Origin of the sequence: Calothrix sp. UHCC 0171 (assembly GCF_034931845.1) — a bacterium.
GTDB lineage: Bacteria > Cyanobacteriota > Cyanobacteriia > Cyanobacteriales > Nostocaceae > Brunnivagina.
Genome location: NZ_JAYGHN010000034.1, coordinates 1 through 18244 on the forward strand (window position 1 = coordinate 1; position 18244 = coordinate 18244).

Annotated in this window: 14 protein-coding genes; 5 read left to right on the forward strand and 9 right to left on the reverse strand. The window is 40.0% G+C overall.

The genetic code is table 11. From position 1 onward, the window contains the following. Positions 1-104 precede the first annotated feature (104 nt). Positions 105-1625, reverse strand: a complete 1521-nt coding sequence (locus tag VB733_RS21195) for an efflux RND transporter periplasmic adaptor subunit (RefSeq protein WP_323342040.1) — start codon at positions 1623-1625, stop codon at positions 105-107. 437 nt (positions 1626-2062) lie between these two features. Here VB733_RS21195 and VB733_RS21200 point away from each other — a divergent pair, with 437 nt between their 5' ends. The 3 genes from VB733_RS21200 (at position 2063) to VB733_RS21210 (ending at position 5784) form a co-directional block, all read left to right on the forward strand. Then, a complete protein-coding gene (locus tag VB733_RS21200; RefSeq protein WP_323342041.1) occupies positions 2063-3184 on the forward strand; it encodes an aminoglycoside phosphotransferase family protein in 1122 nt (373 codons plus the stop codon). Positions 3185-3245: 61 nt separating this feature from the next. Further along, positions 3246-3791: a DOMON-like domain-containing protein gene (locus tag VB733_RS21205; protein ID WP_323342042.1), complete on the forward strand. Its 546-nt coding sequence runs from the start codon at positions 3246-3248 to the stop codon at positions 3789-3791. Positions 3792-4020: 229 nt separating this feature from the next. Then, a complete protein-coding gene (locus VB733_RS21210; protein WP_323342043.1) occupies positions 4021-5784 on the forward strand; it encodes a S8 family peptidase in 1764 nt (587 codons plus the stop codon). A 100-nt stretch (positions 5785-5884) separates the two neighbouring features. On the opposite strand, the gene VB733_RS21215 is transcribed toward VB733_RS21210, so the two are convergent. Both VB733_RS21215 and VB733_RS21220 read right to left on the reverse strand, forming a co-directional pair. Continuing rightward, positions 5885-6211: a hypothetical protein gene (locus tag VB733_RS21215; protein WP_323342044.1), complete on the reverse strand. Its 327-nt coding sequence runs from the start codon at positions 6209-6211 to the stop codon at positions 5885-5887. Positions 6212-6357: 146 nt separating this feature from the next. Then, a complete protein-coding gene (locus tag VB733_RS21220; RefSeq protein ID WP_323342045.1) occupies positions 6358-7317 on the reverse strand; it encodes an orange carotenoid-binding protein in 960 nt (319 codons plus the stop codon). A 386-nt stretch (positions 7318-7703) separates the two neighbouring features. Here VB733_RS21220 and VB733_RS21225 point away from each other — a divergent pair, with 386 nt between their 5' ends. Beyond that, a complete protein-coding gene (locus tag VB733_RS21225) occupies positions 7704-8774 on the forward strand; it encodes an HlyD family secretion protein (protein WP_323342046.1) in 1071 nt (356 codons plus the stop codon). A 541-nt stretch (positions 8775-9315) separates the two neighbouring features. Here VB733_RS21225 and VB733_RS21230 read toward each other — a convergent pair. Beyond that, complete coding sequence (locus VB733_RS21230; protein WP_096612734.1) at positions 9316-9549, reverse strand: hypothetical protein; 234 nt, start codon at positions 9547-9549, stop codon at positions 9316-9318. Between the two features lie 158 nt (positions 9550-9707). On the opposite strand from VB733_RS21230, the gene VB733_RS21235 reads away from it, so the two are divergent. Then, positions 9708-11816: a flavin-dependent dehydrogenase gene (locus VB733_RS21235; RefSeq protein ID WP_323342047.1), complete on the forward strand. Its 2109-nt coding sequence runs from the start codon at positions 9708-9710 to the stop codon at positions 11814-11816. 147 nt (positions 11817-11963) lie between these two features. Here VB733_RS21235 and VB733_RS21240 read toward each other — a convergent pair whose 3' ends face one another. From VB733_RS21240 to VB733_RS21260, 5 genes are all read right to left on the reverse strand, one after another. Further along, complete coding sequence (locus tag VB733_RS21240) at positions 11964-13007, reverse strand: DUF1611 domain-containing protein (RefSeq protein WP_323342048.1); 1044 nt, start codon at positions 13005-13007, stop codon at positions 11964-11966. Beyond that, on the reverse strand, positions 12991-14043 hold the full coding sequence (locus VB733_RS21245; RefSeq protein WP_323342049.1) for a dipeptide epimerase: 1053 nt from the start codon (positions 14041-14043) through the stop codon (positions 12991-12993). The genes VB733_RS21240 and VB733_RS21245 overlap by 17 nt, the downstream gene beginning before the upstream one ends. Before the next feature lie 434 nt (positions 14044-14477). Continuing rightward, on the reverse strand, positions 14478-15842 hold the full coding sequence (locus VB733_RS21250) for a cytochrome P450 (RefSeq protein WP_323342050.1): 1365 nt from the start codon (positions 15840-15842) through the stop codon (positions 14478-14480). A 389-nt stretch (positions 15843-16231) separates the two neighbouring features. Next, on the reverse strand, positions 16232-16423 hold the full coding sequence (locus VB733_RS21255; RefSeq protein ID WP_323342051.1) for a hypothetical protein: 192 nt from the start codon (positions 16421-16423) through the stop codon (positions 16232-16234). 205 nt (positions 16424-16628) lie between these two features. Beyond that, a complete protein-coding gene (locus VB733_RS21260; protein ID WP_323342088.1) occupies positions 16629-18218 on the reverse strand; it encodes a mechanosensitive ion channel family protein in 1590 nt (529 codons plus the stop codon). Positions 18219-18244 lie beyond the last annotated feature (26 nt).

Below are 18244 nucleotides of genomic sequence, written 5' to 3' on the forward strand. Positions count from 1 at the left end.
AGTTTATTTCCACCGTTCTACTTAGTTAACTATTAGCTTTTCTGAGACTGCTAGAATTCTGGATATTCTCAACTTTTAAATCACTAATTTTCTACACCATGAATCTACCTGCCTCCCAAACCAGGTACTCTGTTGGAAGCTCCAGGAACTCTGGAGCGAGGGCGTGTTCCTTCGGGGAAGGTGATAAATATGCGTTCACTACCTTTTAAACCCGAACGAACTTCAGTTTTATCGTTGACGGTGAGTCCTGTGCTAATTTGTACAAATTTGGGACGGTTATTTTCTCCTTGTACGTATACTCCTGTACCTTCGGTTTGGCGAACAATCGCCACTGTGGGCACAACTAAGACATTTTCTAAGGTGCCGGCATCGAATGTGACGTTAACATTCATACCGGAACGTAAAAGTTTCTCCTTGTCGTCCAGAATTTTGACTTTAACCTCAAAACTGGTAACGTTTTGGACAACAATCGATTGGGGGGAAATTTGCGTGACTTTACCTGCAAATTTCTTTCCTGGGTAAGCATCGGCTGTAATTGTCGCTTTTTGTTCCAGGCGCATTTGAGCAATGTTACTTTCGGCAACATTAACGACGATTTGATTGGCTGAGGCTAGGGAAAGTATTGAGGATGACGTAGCTGAAGATACAGCACTTCCGGCGGTAGTAGGAGTTACAAATGCCCCAGGGTCTGCATATTTACGGGTGACAGTGCCATCAAATGGGGCACGAATGAAGGTATCATTTACTTGAGTTTGGATTGTTGTCAGGGTTCCCCGTGCGGAGATAACTTGGGCGCGGGCTTGGGCAATGTCTTCGATGCGGGAGCCAGCTTTCGCCAGGGATAATGCCTGTTGTCTTTGTTGGACTGTGGCTTGGGCTTGGAGGATATCTTCGGGGCGAGAACCGACTTTTTGTAGTTCTAGGGCTTTTTGTGCCTCCAATACTTGAGACTGGGCGCGATCGCGTAGACTTTGGGAATCAAGCCAGGTACGTTCGGAGATAGCCCCTTGTTTGTAGAGGCGATCGTTTTGTTGGAAGGTTGATTCGGCTTGCTGTAATTGACTTTGGGCGTTTTGGAGTCTGGCTTGGGCTTGGGCTATATCTTGGGGACGATTGCCAAATTTTACTTTTTGGAGATTGGCTTGGGCTTCGTTTAATTGGGCTTGGGCTTGGGCAATCTCTTGGGGACGGTTCCCAGCGATGAGTTTTTGGAGGTTAGCTTCGGCTTGTGCAAGTTGTCCCTTGGCTTGGAGAAGTTGTCCTTGCAGATTTGAGTCATCCATTTTCGCCACTACTTGTCCAACCTTAACCGCATCTCCTTCTTTGACAAATAATTGTCGGAGAATTCCTGATGTTTTGGGGCTGAGGTTGATTGACATCTCTGGCTGGATGGTTCCATTCGCTGCCACTGTAACTGTCAAGTTCTCTCTGGCAATGGGAACTGTTTGGCGACTGCGTCTTGCTTGTTGACGAGGTTGAACCACTGTTTGTTGGTAAACAAAAAACCCTCCTCCACCCGCCAACAACAATAGTGATAAAAAAACTAGCCATTTTCCAAGGGCGTTAAAGTGCAGTTTCTTTTTTTGGAGTTGCTTGAGGGGTGGTTCAATTGGGTCAGAAATCATAGTGGTATTGCTATAATGGGTCGATGCAAAATAATATCAGCACTGGATTAGTTATTAATTTAACTTGTCAGAAATCTGCAAAATAATCTTGATTCTCAAACTTTAGTTGGGATATCTCCAATCTAATTCAATCTTAGTCCAATGCTTTCTACTCTATTATGTAACTTAATTTTATTTAATTTTATATATATTTAATCAGCGATCGCGAGTGAAAAAAGTCATACTATAGTCAATCATTAAAGACTGAAGACTTAATTTGTTAATTTTCAAATAATATCGAGGTGAAAATCATCAATTACATAATAATTCCATCTAAGTTTTATCAAATTTTATGAATATATTTAGGCAAAGAAAATCTCAAGCTGAAGCTAATATCAGCTAACCTACATTTCAATTGCATTGTCCCAAAATCCAAAACTCTAGTCAAAATTAAAAATATGATGGAAGAAATTAAAATACAGGGCACAGACTACTTCAAAATCGCCGAACAATTTGCCCTTAACGGCAAAATTACAGAGGCAAAAGCATTTGGTAGTGGTAATATTAATGACACTTACTTGATTAAATTAGATACAGTTGACAATACAGATTTTATTTTACAGAGAATTAATCATTATGTATTCCCGCAACCGCAACTGGTGATGCAGAATATGCGTATGCTCACAGAATATGCTGAGAATAAACTACAAAATATACATTTAGACCGGCGTTGGCAAGTTCCCCATGTCTTGTTAACCAAAGATGGTTTTGACCACTACACTGATGTAGATGGTTCATTTTGGCGGGCAATTAGCTTTATTCAAGATTCACAGACATTTGATACTATACAGAACATTGAACATAGCCAAGAAGTTGGTTATGCGTTGGGTATGTTCCACTATCTTATTGGCGATCTTTCACCGGAAAAATTCGCCGATACGCTTCCAGGATTCCACATTACACCAACTTATCTACAACAATATGAAGAAGTTTTACCTTTACATTCCAATACAAACCTGTCTGCGGAAGTCAAATATTGCTTAAAATTTGTGAGCGATCGCCAAAAATGGGCGGATGTATTAGAAAATGCCAAAGCGGAGAATAAGCTACCGTTACGTTTAATGCATGGCGACCCCAAAATCAATAATGTCATGTTTGACACTAGTACAAACAAAGCAGTTAGTGTGATTGACCTCGACACAGTGAAGCCAGGACTAATACATTATGATATTGGCGATTGTTTACGTTCTGCTTGCAACCCGGCTGGTGAGGAAGTTGAAGATTGGGAAGGAGTGTATTTTGATACGGATTTATCTCAGGGTATTCTCCAGGGTTATCTTTGCGTCGCCAAGGCTTTTCTGACGGAAAACGATTATTTGTATATGTATGATGCAATTCGACTAATTACATTTGAATTGGGATTGAGATTTTTCACTGACTATTTAGCAGGAAATGTTTATTTTAAAATTAAGTATCCAGAGCATAATCTTTTGAGAGCGTTAGTTCAGTTTAAATTGGCAGAAAGTATTGAATCGCAAGCAAACACAATTAATCAAATTATTGCAGATTTGCAAGCTTAATTTGTAAGATGCATTTGCAAAATTAATTTCCAAATCGTAATTATTCCCCCATTACTCGCCAATGGAACATCTTTTTACTCTCCAACCTTTTCCCACTCTAGAAACACTACCAAACATCACAATTATTGGTAATATTAACCAGAATGATAACTTATTAAATATTCGCTACGCTCTCAGAGGAAATATTACAGAAGTCGAAATTCCATTCCAGTCCCAAATTCCCCAGCGAAAAAATGAACTTTGGGAACATACATGTTTCGAGTTTTTTATTGGTGTTAAAAACTCACCTCGCTATTGGGAATTTAATCTTTCTCCGAGTAGAGATTGGAATGTCTACAGTTTTGAGGGATATCGTCAAGGAATGCAATCAGAAGCTGCATTGTCAATGCTACCATTTAGGATTCAAAATAGTGCGGATTGTTTAGAATTAGCTTTAAGCTTTGATTTAGATAAAATTATCCCTCCTAAACAAGATTTGGAAGTGGGGGTTACTGCTGTGATTAAATGTAAAAATAGTCAAGTTAGTTATTGGGCATTAACTCATTGTGCTGTAGAAGCTGATTTTCATCAACGAGATAGTTTTCTTTTGGATTTGAAGACTTTTTAATGTTGATAAATAACCTCTAAGATACCACTCAATACAGTTCGGTTAGAGACAATTTATAAAGTAAATATTCAGGATAGTCACCCAGGGAGAAACCCGGTTTCTGGCTTCACGTGCGTAAGTCCTGTGTAAAAATTAAGAAATGTGAAATTTAAAAAACTATTATGAATTTGACTGAAATTTTGATTTGACCTTTTGTTATCTGTTGTAGTCACTGAGAGATAAAACACTTATGCCAGCTAGCTTACAACCAACCAATTCTAATTACATCCCTCCTATATTTGAAGGTTTTTTTATTCAAATGGTGACACCAGGATTAGAGAGTAGATGTAAAGACATCGTCAATCAAGTGCTTGGTGGGGATTGGAGAGTAAAAGCAATTGGTGATAATTCAACCGAATTTGAAATCACTCTCAACGATGATGCATTAGCAGTCAAAGACGCTTGGGATAAAAGTTATGAATTGCGATCGCAACCCGGTATTATCGATGCAGAGCCTTTATTTACTGTTCCCGTACCAGAGCGTACAAACTGGGATGAACAACTAAAACCTCAACTCAGAGGGTTTGATATTCAAGCTAATCGGCAAGCTGCAAATGAAGGTGAAAATCCAGATTGGAGTCTCAGGCAACTTCGAGTCTTTGAGGCATGGGAGCGGTTTTTTCCTCACCCCAATCAATTACCTGGCGATGGAATTATTATCGGGCATCCCGATACTGGATATACACCACACCCAGAAATAATTAATAATTTACTCACCGCACAAGGTTACGATTTTATTAAAAATGATCATGATCCAATCGATGAACTGCAAAGATCGGGAGGAGAAGTTATCAACAATCCTGGGCATGGTACATCAACTGCCAGCGTTATCGTTAGTCCCCAATCTGGAGAAACTAATTATCCTAACGGTAAGTATGTGACGGGAGTTGCCCCAGGTGCAAAAATAATTCCCCTACGAGTTTCCTATTCAGTTGTACTTTTGAGCATTCGTAATCTGGCAGAAGCAATTGAGTATGCAGCAAACAATGGTGTACATATACTCACAATTAGTTTAGGTGCGGGTTTTCCCAACCAGCGTTTGCGAACAGCAATAATTTATGCTCAGAAGCGAGGTGTAATTATTGTGGCAGCATCAGGAACAACGGTTCCCTTTGTCGTTTATCCTGCGGCATACGATGAAGTGATAGCTGTTACAGGTAGTACCGTGGACAGAGGAATTTGGTGGGGTGCAACAACTGGGAAACAAGTAGATGTGGCAGCACCAGGAGATTCGATTTGGTATGCCAAAAGTCGTAGGGAAGAGAACAGTAATGAATTTAAATATAGTATCGAAAGTGGTTCTGGAACTTCATTTTCAGCCCCATTTGTTGCCGGTGTTGCCGCTTTGTGGCTTGCATATCATGGACGAGATAATTTAATTACCCGCTATGGGGCAGAAAAAATTCCCTTTATTTTCAATAAATTATTGCGTGACACCTGCGATAAATTTCCGACGTGGCAAGCAAATAAGCATGGTATGGGTATTGTGAATGCAGAGAAGTTACTTGATGCACCTTTGCCTGATAATGTGAATCAATCAATGATTGCGCCGGGGATGGCATTGCAACAGTATTCACCTGTAGATAGTGGTGGAATCGAGACGTTTAGCCATCTATTTGCATCACAGGTAGAAACAAGTGAATCGGAAAAGAATTTTCTCTTTCGAGACTATGACAAGTTGAATTCTAATCTTTGCCAAATCTTACAAGTCAGCGAAACCGAATTACCACAACAATTGCAAGAAGTCGGGCAAGAATTAGCTTTTTACTTGGCGACAAATCCAGAACTTTACAAGCAATTTGCCGCCACTTTGCATAGTCAAAAACCAGCATCAACCCAATTTAAAGCTGTGGGGAATGAGTCATTGGGCAAACTGAATAATATGAAATCTCTGCACGAAATACTTTTAAAACAAGGAATTTCTGAAGTCTTGAAAACCAAAATTGAAAAATAGTTATCGATTATCTGAACCAAGTTCTACGGCTACACCAAAGGCATAACCTACCCCGTAGCATTTCCGCAGGACTTGGTTACTGGTAGCTAAACTATCTCACTTACATACGTGACAAAGCAGCCACCTTTTTGATTTTATCTGTGTCTAACCCCGACAATTCATCAATTTTGAGCCAACCTTCTTTAACCAGACGGGCAAAAACAAAGATGAGTACAGAATACCTGTAGTCATATTTACCATCAATGTCATGTCTTCTAGCACTTAAAAAATCGTGTAAACCCCACATCTGTTCGAGATGTGCGATCGCACTTGCTTGTTCACGAACTTCTAAAATCAGAGCATTGATTTCCCGTTCATAAGCTTTATCGAAGGCTGCTTTAGCCACCTCCCGTTCTGTCTGAGACCACTGAATATCTGTCACTTGCATTATCAAATCTAAAATTTATGGGGTTATCCAAATGTTTGAGGTGATTAACTTTACCAAATTGTATTGTTAATTCCAACGCAGCGAAGCGCTCTATGAATTAAGAGCGCTCAGTCATCCAAATTTTATTTGTGTACTTCAGTACCCTTTTAGCGAACTAAATTTAGTAGTTCTTTGGGAGATGCTAACAAATCAATGGCGACAAAGAAAATTTGACCTTCAGGATTCAACAAAAATCTCCAAGCCATATTCATACCGACAGCAGCACCAAACCAAGGAGTTTGCACTTTACCAGTAACTTTGATTTGGGTGTAACCATCTTCAGCAGGTTCAACAACTCCCCGCTCTGGGATTAACTTCAGATTTTGACAATCTTCGCGGAAAAAGCGATATACCGCATCTTTACCAACAATTGGCTTTTGGAACGGAGGTTGTAAAGCTCCATCGGGAGTAAATAGCTTGATTAGTTCATCAAAGTCATTGGCATTCATGTTGTTCATGTAGTTCAACACGGTTGCATTATCAATCCCTTCAATGGTGACTTGAGTCCGCTTAGATAATTCTTGAGGAACAACTACAGGTTCAGCAACACGAGCGGCATTTCCCAATTTGTTGGGGTCAAATCCCATGTCAACTACGGAATTCCGCAACACAGTAATTTGTTGACCGGATTCCAAATTTCTAATAGCTTGTAATACTGCTGCCGCATTTGCCGAAAGTTGATAACCTTCAGGAATTGGAGCAACAATTCCTTCTTCCATCCATTTTCCTAACTGATACCAAAAACCTAACTTGATATTCGCAGACCAACTACCGTAGGTTCGACAAACTGGTGTATCAGCACGGTTTGCTAAATCACACATCACTTGTGACTGTTCCCGGAAACCCATTTGCTTGATTTCATTCATGGTTCCTTCCGCAAACTGCATATTCGCCGCACCAGGAGCCGCAATTGTAATGGTTTTACCCATTTCCAAGTAAGCAAACCAAATTAATGCTAACTGGTCTTCTGCACTGAGTTGAGTAAACCTAGCAATCGTTGCTGGTACTGCATCCGCAGATAGAGTATTGGGAAATATATTACGTGCTGAATCAATGGTAAATGGCATAGGAGATTTCTACCTTAGTATGGATTTGGATTTACGTACGTTCGTAAATAGCTGCAATCAAGAGCTTTTGGGGATGAAAATGTAACCCCCGCTACTTAAACCTATCACAATAAATTCATAAAAACACATAAAAATTTACAATAATTATCAGGTTGATTGCTTATGCAAGGAAGTAAATGCGATCGCTCGGATTGGGCAGTAATGTTTGAGTAATATTTAGAATTCTTGGCATATTTACTGGGATTTGTTTCGGAAAGGTATATTTGTTGGCTGAATCTAGTTGTATTCGGTTTAGCAAAATTCAATTACGTACAGTATTGACTAGCTGGAATCTTATCCTGTTAACTAACTGAATCTATAACCATACAAAATTTAGCCGCAGGTCGATGATGGAAAGCACTGATTCTTCTCAAAATACTCAGCAAGTGATAGATAGTGACACAGAAAATACTCCAATAAATAGTGGTGATATTACTGTTACAAATCCAGTTGATGTTTCCGCATCAGCAGATAGACAGAAATCTTCCAGTTCGCGTCAGATTTTACCCAAAATAGTTATTGGTGTAATTTTAGGTGCAGGTGCGATCGCATCGGGCATCTACTACTACCGTTGGTCACAATTTAGTCAAAGTCATCTGACAACTGATGTTGCTTACACCAATGCCGACACTTATCCTGTTACATCTCGCGTTGCCGGAATTGTCACTGAAGTCACAGTTAAGGATAACGAAGAAGTTAACCCAGGAAAGCTTCTCATCAAACTTGATCCCCGCGAAGTTCAAGCTTCTGTAGCTCAAGCAAAAGCGGCATTAGATGTTGCTAAACAACAAGCAGAAGTGGCACGGGAGAATATTAACAATGTGCCGACGACGATTATTTCCGAACCCTTGAGTCCAGTTCCCGGCGAGCAACCAAAGCTTGTGCTGCCGAAAGTAACCCAAAGTATCAACAAACAAATAGAAGTCAATCGTCAGCAGTATAAGGCAGCGCTGGCAACAGTCACACAAAGACAAGCAGAACTAAAACAAGCGGAACTTCAACTTTCCTACGCAAATATCAATGCTGTGACATCAGGTCAAATTGGCAACGTCAATGTCCGTGCGGGACAACAAGTGCAACCTGGACAAACTCTACTGGAAATCGTCCAACCAAACCCTTGGGTTGTGGCAAACTTCCAAGAAAATCAGTTAGAAAAATTACAACCAGGACAAACAGCCGAAATTAAAATTGCTGCTTTCCCCAGTCGTAAATTTGTGGGAAAAGTCGAAAGAGTATCCCCCAGTCCAGTAAATAGCGTTGCTGTTCCTTCTCCCAGTAATACTTACTCAGCTAGTAATTACACTAGTGCTGTTCGTCGTATTCCAGTCAAAATCGTCTTTGAGCCTGATAGTATACAGGGTTTTGAATCGCGAATTGCTCCGGGAATGTCGGCTAATGTCACAATCAACACAAAGTAGTTGTGGTTTTAGAGTGTTTTTATATCCCCGGTTTTCTCAAAAGTCGGGGATATTTGAGATGCGTTGCAGCTTATTAAGATCGAGTCTGGTAAGTCAGTTATCATTATTTTTTCTGTGCGTCCCTCGGAGAAACCCGGTTTTTCATCAAAAAGTCAGATGATCCTCGATACCTAAGTCCAAGAAACTGGGTTTCTTTGGTCTTAAGGTTTTACTTTATACATAACCTCTGAGAAAGAAAAAGGGTAAGAATAAGACCTAATGATCTATACGCTATTGATTCTAAAAGCTAAAAGCTAACTGCTAATAGCCCGCATCAGTTTCATCGTTGGTATTTAGGTGGACATGATATTAACCTGCCAATCCCGATTCCCACACCACACATACAAACCAGAATTTGAAAAATGCAATCAGGGAAAGGCAATTTTGCGGAAAAATGAGAAAGAGATGTTTTCGATTTGACTTGATTTATGAACATTTGCCGAACTGAAAACTGGGGAAATTGTTTGCCCATAGCCGATACCATCTTGGTAGCTGCTTAAGATTAGGCGATGCTATCCCAGGCTTGGGAGACTACTTGACTCAACCAGCGACGTTGTTGTTTGTCGAGTAAGGTATCATCTGCAAGCACTTGGGCTGTCAGTTCTTCCAGGGATTGTCCTTGGGCGCGAACAATTCTAATTACACCTGCGATCGCAGCTGCAACTAATTCTTCGTCAACGGGCTGTTGGCGCATCTCAAAAATGTCTTCGGGGTTGTCGGGAATGGGATAATTCATGGTGTGAGGTTATAAGCGAACGAATGAAAGGTATATTTGTTAAATTCTTAAGATTTCTTTACTGGATTTTCATCTAGCTGATAGCGCGGAGTTTACCGCAATTTACAGAGTTATTAAATCTGTCTTAATGAGTAGATTTATCGGAGTTTGCCAAAAAAATGAGAGAGCTACTTTATCTAGAAATCCCGACTCCCGATACAGCAAAGGTTTTAACTTGGCTGCAAAAGGAATTTGAGGTGGAATTTGGTCAAAAAATCGTGACTTATGACGGTTTTCGCCTGAGAATGGCTGATTCTACAACCGTAAATTCGGGTATTTCGGATAAATTACCGAATGAACTGTCGGTTTTTGTCTGGTCGGTACAGCGAACTACTTACCTCAAGGTTTTTCGCTGGGGAGAGAATTATAGTTCATATGAAGGGAGATTTGTCAAGCAATTAACAAAAAATATTCGCGATCGCTTTCCCCATGAATACCCGGAACCTCCTAAAATCGACTTATCGCAACAATCTATTTTTGAGGCTTTAGCACCGCGTTATCCTTTGACTGTTAAGTATTTCCAGAAAATGCCTAATGGCGAATATGATCTCAAACGTGCTTATTGGTGGGAACAGCGTTGGCGTGAAGGGGTGCGGAATCCCCAGCAACCAAAGCAGGTGATTTTTCGGGGCGAAGAAGATAAAGAAAATTTTTCTTCCCTAACTCCCCAATTTGATCTCATTTATGTTGGTGGTGCCTTGGGTGTTATCCATGCGGCGGTGATGGCACGCTTGGGTTATAAAGTCTTGCTGTTGGAAAGGTTGCCATTTGGGAGGATGAATCGGGAGTGGAATATTTCGCGGGATGAAATTCAAAGTTTAATTAATTTGGGTTTGCTGACTGCGAATGAAGTGGAATTAATTATTGCTAGGGAATATGAGGATGGATTTAATAAGTTTTTTGATGCCAATAATCCGCCACATTTAAAAGCACCGATATTGCATACACCAACTGTATTAAATATTGCTTTGGAGTCAGATAAATGGCTGCAAATGTGCGGTGAGAAGTTGAAGGTGGCAGGTGGTGAAATTTGGGGTGAGACTGAATTTTTGCGTGCGGATATAGATAATTCTCAAGTTGTAGTCACTGTCAAAGATTTAACAAGTGGTGTAGAAAAACAAGTTAGTGGTAGGTTATTAATAGATGCGATGGGGACAGCTTCACCAATCGCTTGGCAATTGAATGGACAACGTGCCTTTGATAGTGTTTGTCCAACTGTGGGTGCGGTAGTATCGGGTTTTGAACCGGGGGTTTGGGATTCGACTTATGGGGATGTGTTGTATAGTCACGGAGATATTTCGCGGGGAAGACAGTTAATTTGGGAGTTATTTCCGGCGGCTGGCGATGAATTGACGATTTATTTATTCCACTATCACCAAGTAAACGCTGAAAATCCCGGTTCATTATTGGAGATGTATGAGGACTTTTTCACGATTTTGCCGGAATATCGACGCTGTGATATGGACAAGTTGGAGTGGAAGAAACCGACATTTGGTTATATTCCCGGACATTTTAGTACCAATGCTGGCGATCGCACTGTGGCTTTTGATAGGATTATGGCGATCGGTGATGCTGCTTCGTTACAGTCTCCCCTCGTTTTTACTGGGTTTGGTTCCTTGGTTCGCAATTTGGAACGTTTGACGAAGTTACTGGATGTGGCTTTGAAACATGATTTACTCAGTTTCCAACATTTAAATAAAATTCGTGCCTTCCAAAGTAATATTGCTGTCACATGGATGTTTTCCAAGGGGATGATGGTTCCCACGGGGAAATTTTTACCCCCGCAACGGATTAACTCGATGTTAAATAATTTCTTTGGTTTGTTGGCAGATTCATCCCCGGAAGTGGCGGAGAATTTTATTAAGGATAGATTTGATTGGCTCACATTTAATAGTTTGGCATTAAAGGCTGCCAAGAAAAATCCTTTGTTATTACTGTGGATTTGGGAACTGGCGGGAGCAAAAGACTTATTTCGCTGGTTAGGTAATTATGTCAATTTTACCCGTCATGCGATCGTTTGTGCTTTACTTGGTTTTTGGTTTCCTGGTTTCCTCAAGCAAAATCAAACTTGGTTAGAATCTCGTTATCCTGGCTTCTGGTTGCGACTTTTAGCGATTAATTATGCTATTAACACAGGTAAACCACCCTCAAAGCAGCAAGTCAAACAGGGAAAACTTCTCCACACTGTTTCTACTGTACAGGGATGCGATCGCACTGAGGAGGCGTAATTATAGATTTTGTCGGTTGGGTACAGGCGCATGATAAATATTCACATCGATAACGATTAAGTATATGGGTGCGCCAAACCCGAATCTAATCTCAACATCCTCACATGGCAATATCTTGGTGTTAGGTTCAAGACAATCAAGAATCCCTTAATTTTGCATTACCGCATCCAATAACTTATTTGCACCAAATCGAATTACATCCGTACAAGGTAAACCTGTCTCATCCTCCACCTTGAGAATTTCCTCTTTTGCCGTCACCTCATCCAAATGTCCAGTATTCAAAGCAACAGCAGCAATCGGTACATTCGCGAATGCTCCCGCCCCTGAAGCTACCATCTCATACATCTTGACAACTTCAGTTAATGCCGGGATTGGTACACCTTCCATTACCTCAGTTTGCCCTGCCCGATGTACCAAAATCATCTGTGTGGGCTGCGAACCCCGTATTAATGGTAACGTTGCCGTCGATGCTGGATGCAATAACGAACCTTGTCCCTCAATATGCAAAATATCGTAATTCTTGCCATACCGCAGCATCATTGCTTCGACTGCACCTGCTGCATAATCTACACGGATAGCATCTAAGGGCACACCATCGCCCTCTAACATTAAACCAGTTTGTCCTGTTGCCAAAAATTTAGAGCGCCATCCCCGTAATTTTGATGCATGATGTAATTCCAAACTCGTAGACATTTTCCCTACTGCCATATCCGTACCCACCGTCAACACACGACGACAGCCCAGATTACGTGCTAATGCTTTGGCAACACCTAAATTTGGCGGCTCCTTACGCACATCCCAAATTACCTGTTCTGGTTTGACAAGGAGCGATCGCAATTCTGGTATATTTGCCAAAGGTGTATGCAAACCGTTCACAATCGACATTCCCGCCTTGAGGGCATCCTTAAGTTCATGCCAGTAATCATCTGGTAAAGCGCCACCTTTAGGAGCAATGCCAATTACCAATACCTGGGGTTGAAACTTCATCGCCTCCATAAACGATGCCACAATCGGCACATCCCTCTGAATTCCTGTCAACTCAGTCAGAGATTTTCCGGGGCATTCTTTGTCGATGACTGCCACAATTGGGGCTTCACTATAACGCAATAACGATAAGCCAGTTTTCCCAATCGTACCTTGAATACCCCCATGTAACAGAATGATAATTCTTTGATTAAGCGCTAGCCGCACGATATTCTACCCCCAAGCCTGGTAAGTCATTTGGAAACAAACATCCCTCGTGCAGAATAGCACCACAAAAGGGGTCATTAACTAGATTAAGATGACTATCCAAATCTAGATAGTCTGCCAGTGGAGAAAGTTGTGCCGCAGCTGTATTTGTTAATGCACTATCAGAATAGCAGCCAAACATTACCTGCAAACCACATGCACGGGCTGTATGTACCATCCGCATTGCTTCAGTTAAACCACCGGACTTCATCAGCTTGATATTAACACCATCCACAGCAGTTGCCAGTTGGGGAATATCAATACTGGTAAAGCAGCTTTCGTCAACAAATATTGGTAAGGGCTGATGTTGTTTTAATTCCCTCAGTTCAATTTCGTGTCCCTTTGCTAGGGGTTGTTCAATATATTTAATCCCCATTTCCGCCAGCCAATTACCCATTTTCACCGCATCTGCGAGACTCCAACCACCATTGGCATCCACAAATACTTCCTGGGCTGATGCGGCTTCCAACACCGCCAAAAACATTTTCTTGTCAGCTTCAATACCATTTGGACTTCCCAGTTTCACCTTGAAGACTTTAATATCAGCATATTCCAACCATTTTTTGGCACGTTCCTTGGCAGCCTCAGGTGTATCAATTCCAATTGTGACAGAAGTTGGTGCGATCGCATGTTTATCTAATCCCCAAATTTGCCACAGGGGTAAACCAACTCGTTTTCCCAACCAGTCATATAAGGCAATATCAATTGCCGCGCGGGCTGAGGATGGGAGATTTGCGTTGATTAAAGTCTGTTCTATTTCTTGCTTTTGATGTGGATGAAATTTTTCTAAGGTAGGGGCTATTTGCTGGATGGAGTTTTTAATTATCTCCGTTGTCAGTGGATTTCCCCCAGCACTAAATGGTGATGCTTCTCCCCAGCCTTCAATCCCATCTTCAGAAATTTTTACCCAAATGTTAGTAGTTTGTGCCGTTGTTCCGTAACTGATTGTTAAGGGAAATCGTTTATTGACAGTAAATAGTTCAACATCTATTTGCATGTTTAGCTATGCAGGTATCTTTATTTAGCAGCACTTTGATTATCAGGATGATCGTACCTTTTTTAAGCGCCATTTGTTTGATACGAAAGGTAAAGTCTTCTAATTTTATATAAGTTAATTGTGTTTATTCTTGCTTTTTTTGTATAAATGTTGCAACTATATCTCGTGTAAATCCTTCACCTTCGGTATAAACACATCTTGTAATCATAATTGCTTACTGTCTTCTACTAAGGCATATAACTGAACTGTCTCCAAGGAGATTTTTTGGGTATTTTTGCTTTTGTAACTGAAATCTACATATAGGACTCACATTTGATTTCTGAAAATCTAAATTATCTAGAAACTTGCCGTACAAAGCTTTGTTTCTCAGTATACTTAGCAAGATTCAAGTACGATTCCTATATCATCTTGATATGATTAATATATTGCTAGATTTAGGTGTGAGAAAAATAAGCTAAATCTACACTAGGATATAATTTGCTTTTTTGGATAATTTTCATCGGTACGCCTCCAGAAGGAACAATTGTAATTCCGCGACGTACTGGTTTGACTGGACGATTATCAAGCAGTTCCAATTGAAATTGTGATAATATGCTGGCGACAACTAACTTCATTTCATACATTGAAAAAGCTGAACCGATACAACCTCGATAACCACCGCCAAAAGGTAAATATTCAGTTGGAGAATATTTTTGATTTAAGAATCTTTCAGGCATAAATTTTTCGGGTTCAGTATACACTTGACGACGACGATGTGCCAGATAAATGCAGGGTACTAAAACAGTTCCAGATTTATATATATTCCCTGCTATTTCTAACTCTTCTTTTACCATTCGTGGTGTACAAATTAAGGCAATCGGATGCAGACGCATGGCTTCTTGACAGACAGCAGACAAATATGGCATTTGGGTTATTTTTGCTGCTGTGGGATTTTCGCCTAAATGATTTAATTCATTAATTATCTTTTTCTTAACATGGGGATGTGAGTGAATGAGATAAAATAACCAAGATAAAACACCTGCCGTTGTTTCATATCCTAACAGCAAAAGGGAAATCAATTGGTCTTTTAATTCTCTGTCACTCATGGATTGTCCATTTTCATCTTTGGCTGATATTAAAAGGCTGAGGATATCACTTCTGGAAGTATCATTAATTAATCTTCTTTCCGCAATCTCTGCATAAACTAATTCGTCAATTTCTTGCTTGCGCTGTAAATAATTTCCCCAGGGACTCCACCTCCCTAAATTTTGCTGTAATGGAGGAAAGAAAAATAAACTGGAATACCAAGGCTTTGTAATATCATCAAGTAACTTGCTAAGTAATTTCTTCAGATTTTGATATCTTTCCCCAGGAGTAATTCCAAATACAACTTGCAGGATAATTTGTAATGTAATATCCGGCATGATTGTTTGCATAGAAATAACGTTGCCAACTTGCCAATGTTTCGTTAATTCTTGAGTAATTTGACAAATAATCTCACCATATGACTTCATTCTATCCCCGTGAAAAGGAGGCATTAATAAACTGCGATCGCGGTTGTGTTTTTGCCTTTCTTGTAGGACAATAGAATTATCACCAAATATGGGTTGAAATACATGTGTTGCTTTCCGAAAATCTAATTTTTGGGCAGGAATTGCAAAACATTCGGCGATTGCTTCCCCATGACTAAAAAAGACTACTGGTGGCGAGTTTATGCCTAGCACTTGCATAGTAAATGTATCGCCATATTGGAGAGCGCAATTATCGAGAAATTTTGTGGGATTAGCGATTAATTGCAGTGTTTGGATTAAAGATTGCATCTTCAGAAAAATTTACTCAACATGAAATAAATATTACCTCATGATGTTCAATTATTAATCACAAATTTTCTATCGCTTATCTCCGAATTATCTCATAAGTTAAAGATTTTTATTTTGATGATAAATATTGTAATTTATTTGATTTTTTTTAAATTGTTTAAATAAAAAAATGCCCGAATCATGGTATAATTAGAAGTAATCAACTCCAACGTAATCGCCTGATATACTAAAAGAATTGCAGTACAATTAGTGATTCATAATTTAACGTGATCGCTAACTGTGAGTATCAAGAATTACAATTTCCTCAACAAATAGAGCAAGCCCATGATTTCGGGATGTCATCCCTTTAAACCTTGGGCAAAACTCCCATAAACCACTAATTCTTATTTTTAACCTTTGAGCGCCTTTCTAAAATTACGACGATAGGATTTATTGGCAATAACCAATGCAGGCCAAAATAAAGATAAGAGTAAGCGATTCGGTAAAGTGCGTTGAAAGTTCGTTCGTTCAAACCCATTCCAAAACTTCCAAACTCCACCGGCATAAATCACAATTAAAGCCAAAATAATTAATTGAGACATTTCATTAACTCCCAAAGCAACTGGTAGAATTCAAATTAAATATTATCTACACCTATATTGGCATTTGATTAAACAACTGAGAAGTCATTACTTGTTTATAAATTTTTGTTTATAAATGTTGAGCCAGAACGATCGCAATTAGACTCAATAGCCAAAACCAACGCGCTAGCTACAAATATAACTCACATTTTCTAGCTCTCGACAACTAGATATTAGTTTTACTATCCACAGAACCATTCCCATCAACTCCGTAGTTAATGACTGGAGTTTGATTCATCCAAATTGCTTGCTGGGGTATGGGGATGGAAATTCCGGCTTGATCAAAAGCTATTTTCAGACGACGGCGAAACTCCCGTGATACATCCCATTGTTTAAGGGGCTGTGTTTTAATCCATACACGAATAATTAAACCGCGATCGCCAAAATTATCGATGCCCAAAACTTCAGGAGTATCGACAATGTGCTGTTTCCAATCCTCATCTATTTGCATTTTAGAGGCAACGCCTTTAATCAAATCCAAAGCCTTGTCAACATCAGCTTGATAGGTTACTGGGACGGTTAAATCGGCGCGAGACCAACGGCTGGAAAGATTAGCAACAACTTTAATTTCACTGTTAGGAATAGTAATTAAGCGCCCTTCCGCATCCCGTAACTGAGTCATCCGCAAATTCAAATTTTCTACTAATCCCCCCACATCCCCAACAGCAATCACATCACCCAAAGCATATTGGTCTTCCATAATAATCAGAAAGCCGTTAATTGCGTCTTTAATCAAACTTTGGGATGCCAGAGAAACAGCAACACCAACTAAACTCGCTCCAGCCAGCAAAGGAATTAAATCTATACCCAAAGTTGCTAGAGCCGCCAAAATACCTACTCCTATCCATACGGCTGTGACAACACTTTTGGTAATTCCCGAAATAGTAGAGACCCTTAACTGGAGTCGTTTAGATGTTTCGGGAGTGAGTAAAACACGACTTTTGACTAAAGCAGATGCAAAACGGTCAATCAAAACATAGCTAAAACGCACTCCTACATAAAGTAAAAGTCCGATAAATCCTAATCTTAAAGGAATTTGCACAACCGCAGGAATTGCCACTTGCAACCATCGTGTCTGGGGAAATAAACCCAAGATGAAGTAAGTTCCCCCTCCCCAAATACCCCCTTGGGTTAGCTGAACAAGTCGCCGTTTGACCTCTTTTAAATTTTGGTGTTGTTTAAGATTAAGTAAATTAGAAATTGGTTGTACTGTCTGTGAAGTTGACAGGATTTTTTGGGATTGATTCTGTTTGGAGCGATGCCACAAGCAAGCAACTCCCCAACTCATGAAAATCATTGCCACTCCAGTGCCAGTGGCTACTAATCCCTGTTGGAGTAAAAATTGTGTCTGGCGTTCTTGTTTTGTCTTTTGTAAACGTTGTTGTAATAAATCCTTGATTTCTTGGTCGAAGTTGCTAAAGTTGAGGCTCTGCGCTCTCATATCTTGTTCAGAGAGAGTGACAAGGTATTTACCGTTAACAGTAATTTCTTTGGCTGTTTTGATATCCTGAACCTTAATATCCAGTAATCCATCCTGGTTCTGGAGATAACTTTCCTTAATTTGAGCTAAATTTTCTTGAATTGTCTCTATTCTCACTCCCAGGTTTGCCGGAGTTGAAGTCACCTGAAATAAACGCCGACCATCCAAGTAAACCCAATCTGTGACGATTTTATTGTCTGAATTATTACTGTTTAAGGTGGGTGTTTGCAGGTTCGGGATCGGAAGAATTGGCAACTGCGCGGTGGCTTTTGGCATCACTCCTACAGCGATCGCTATTGAAG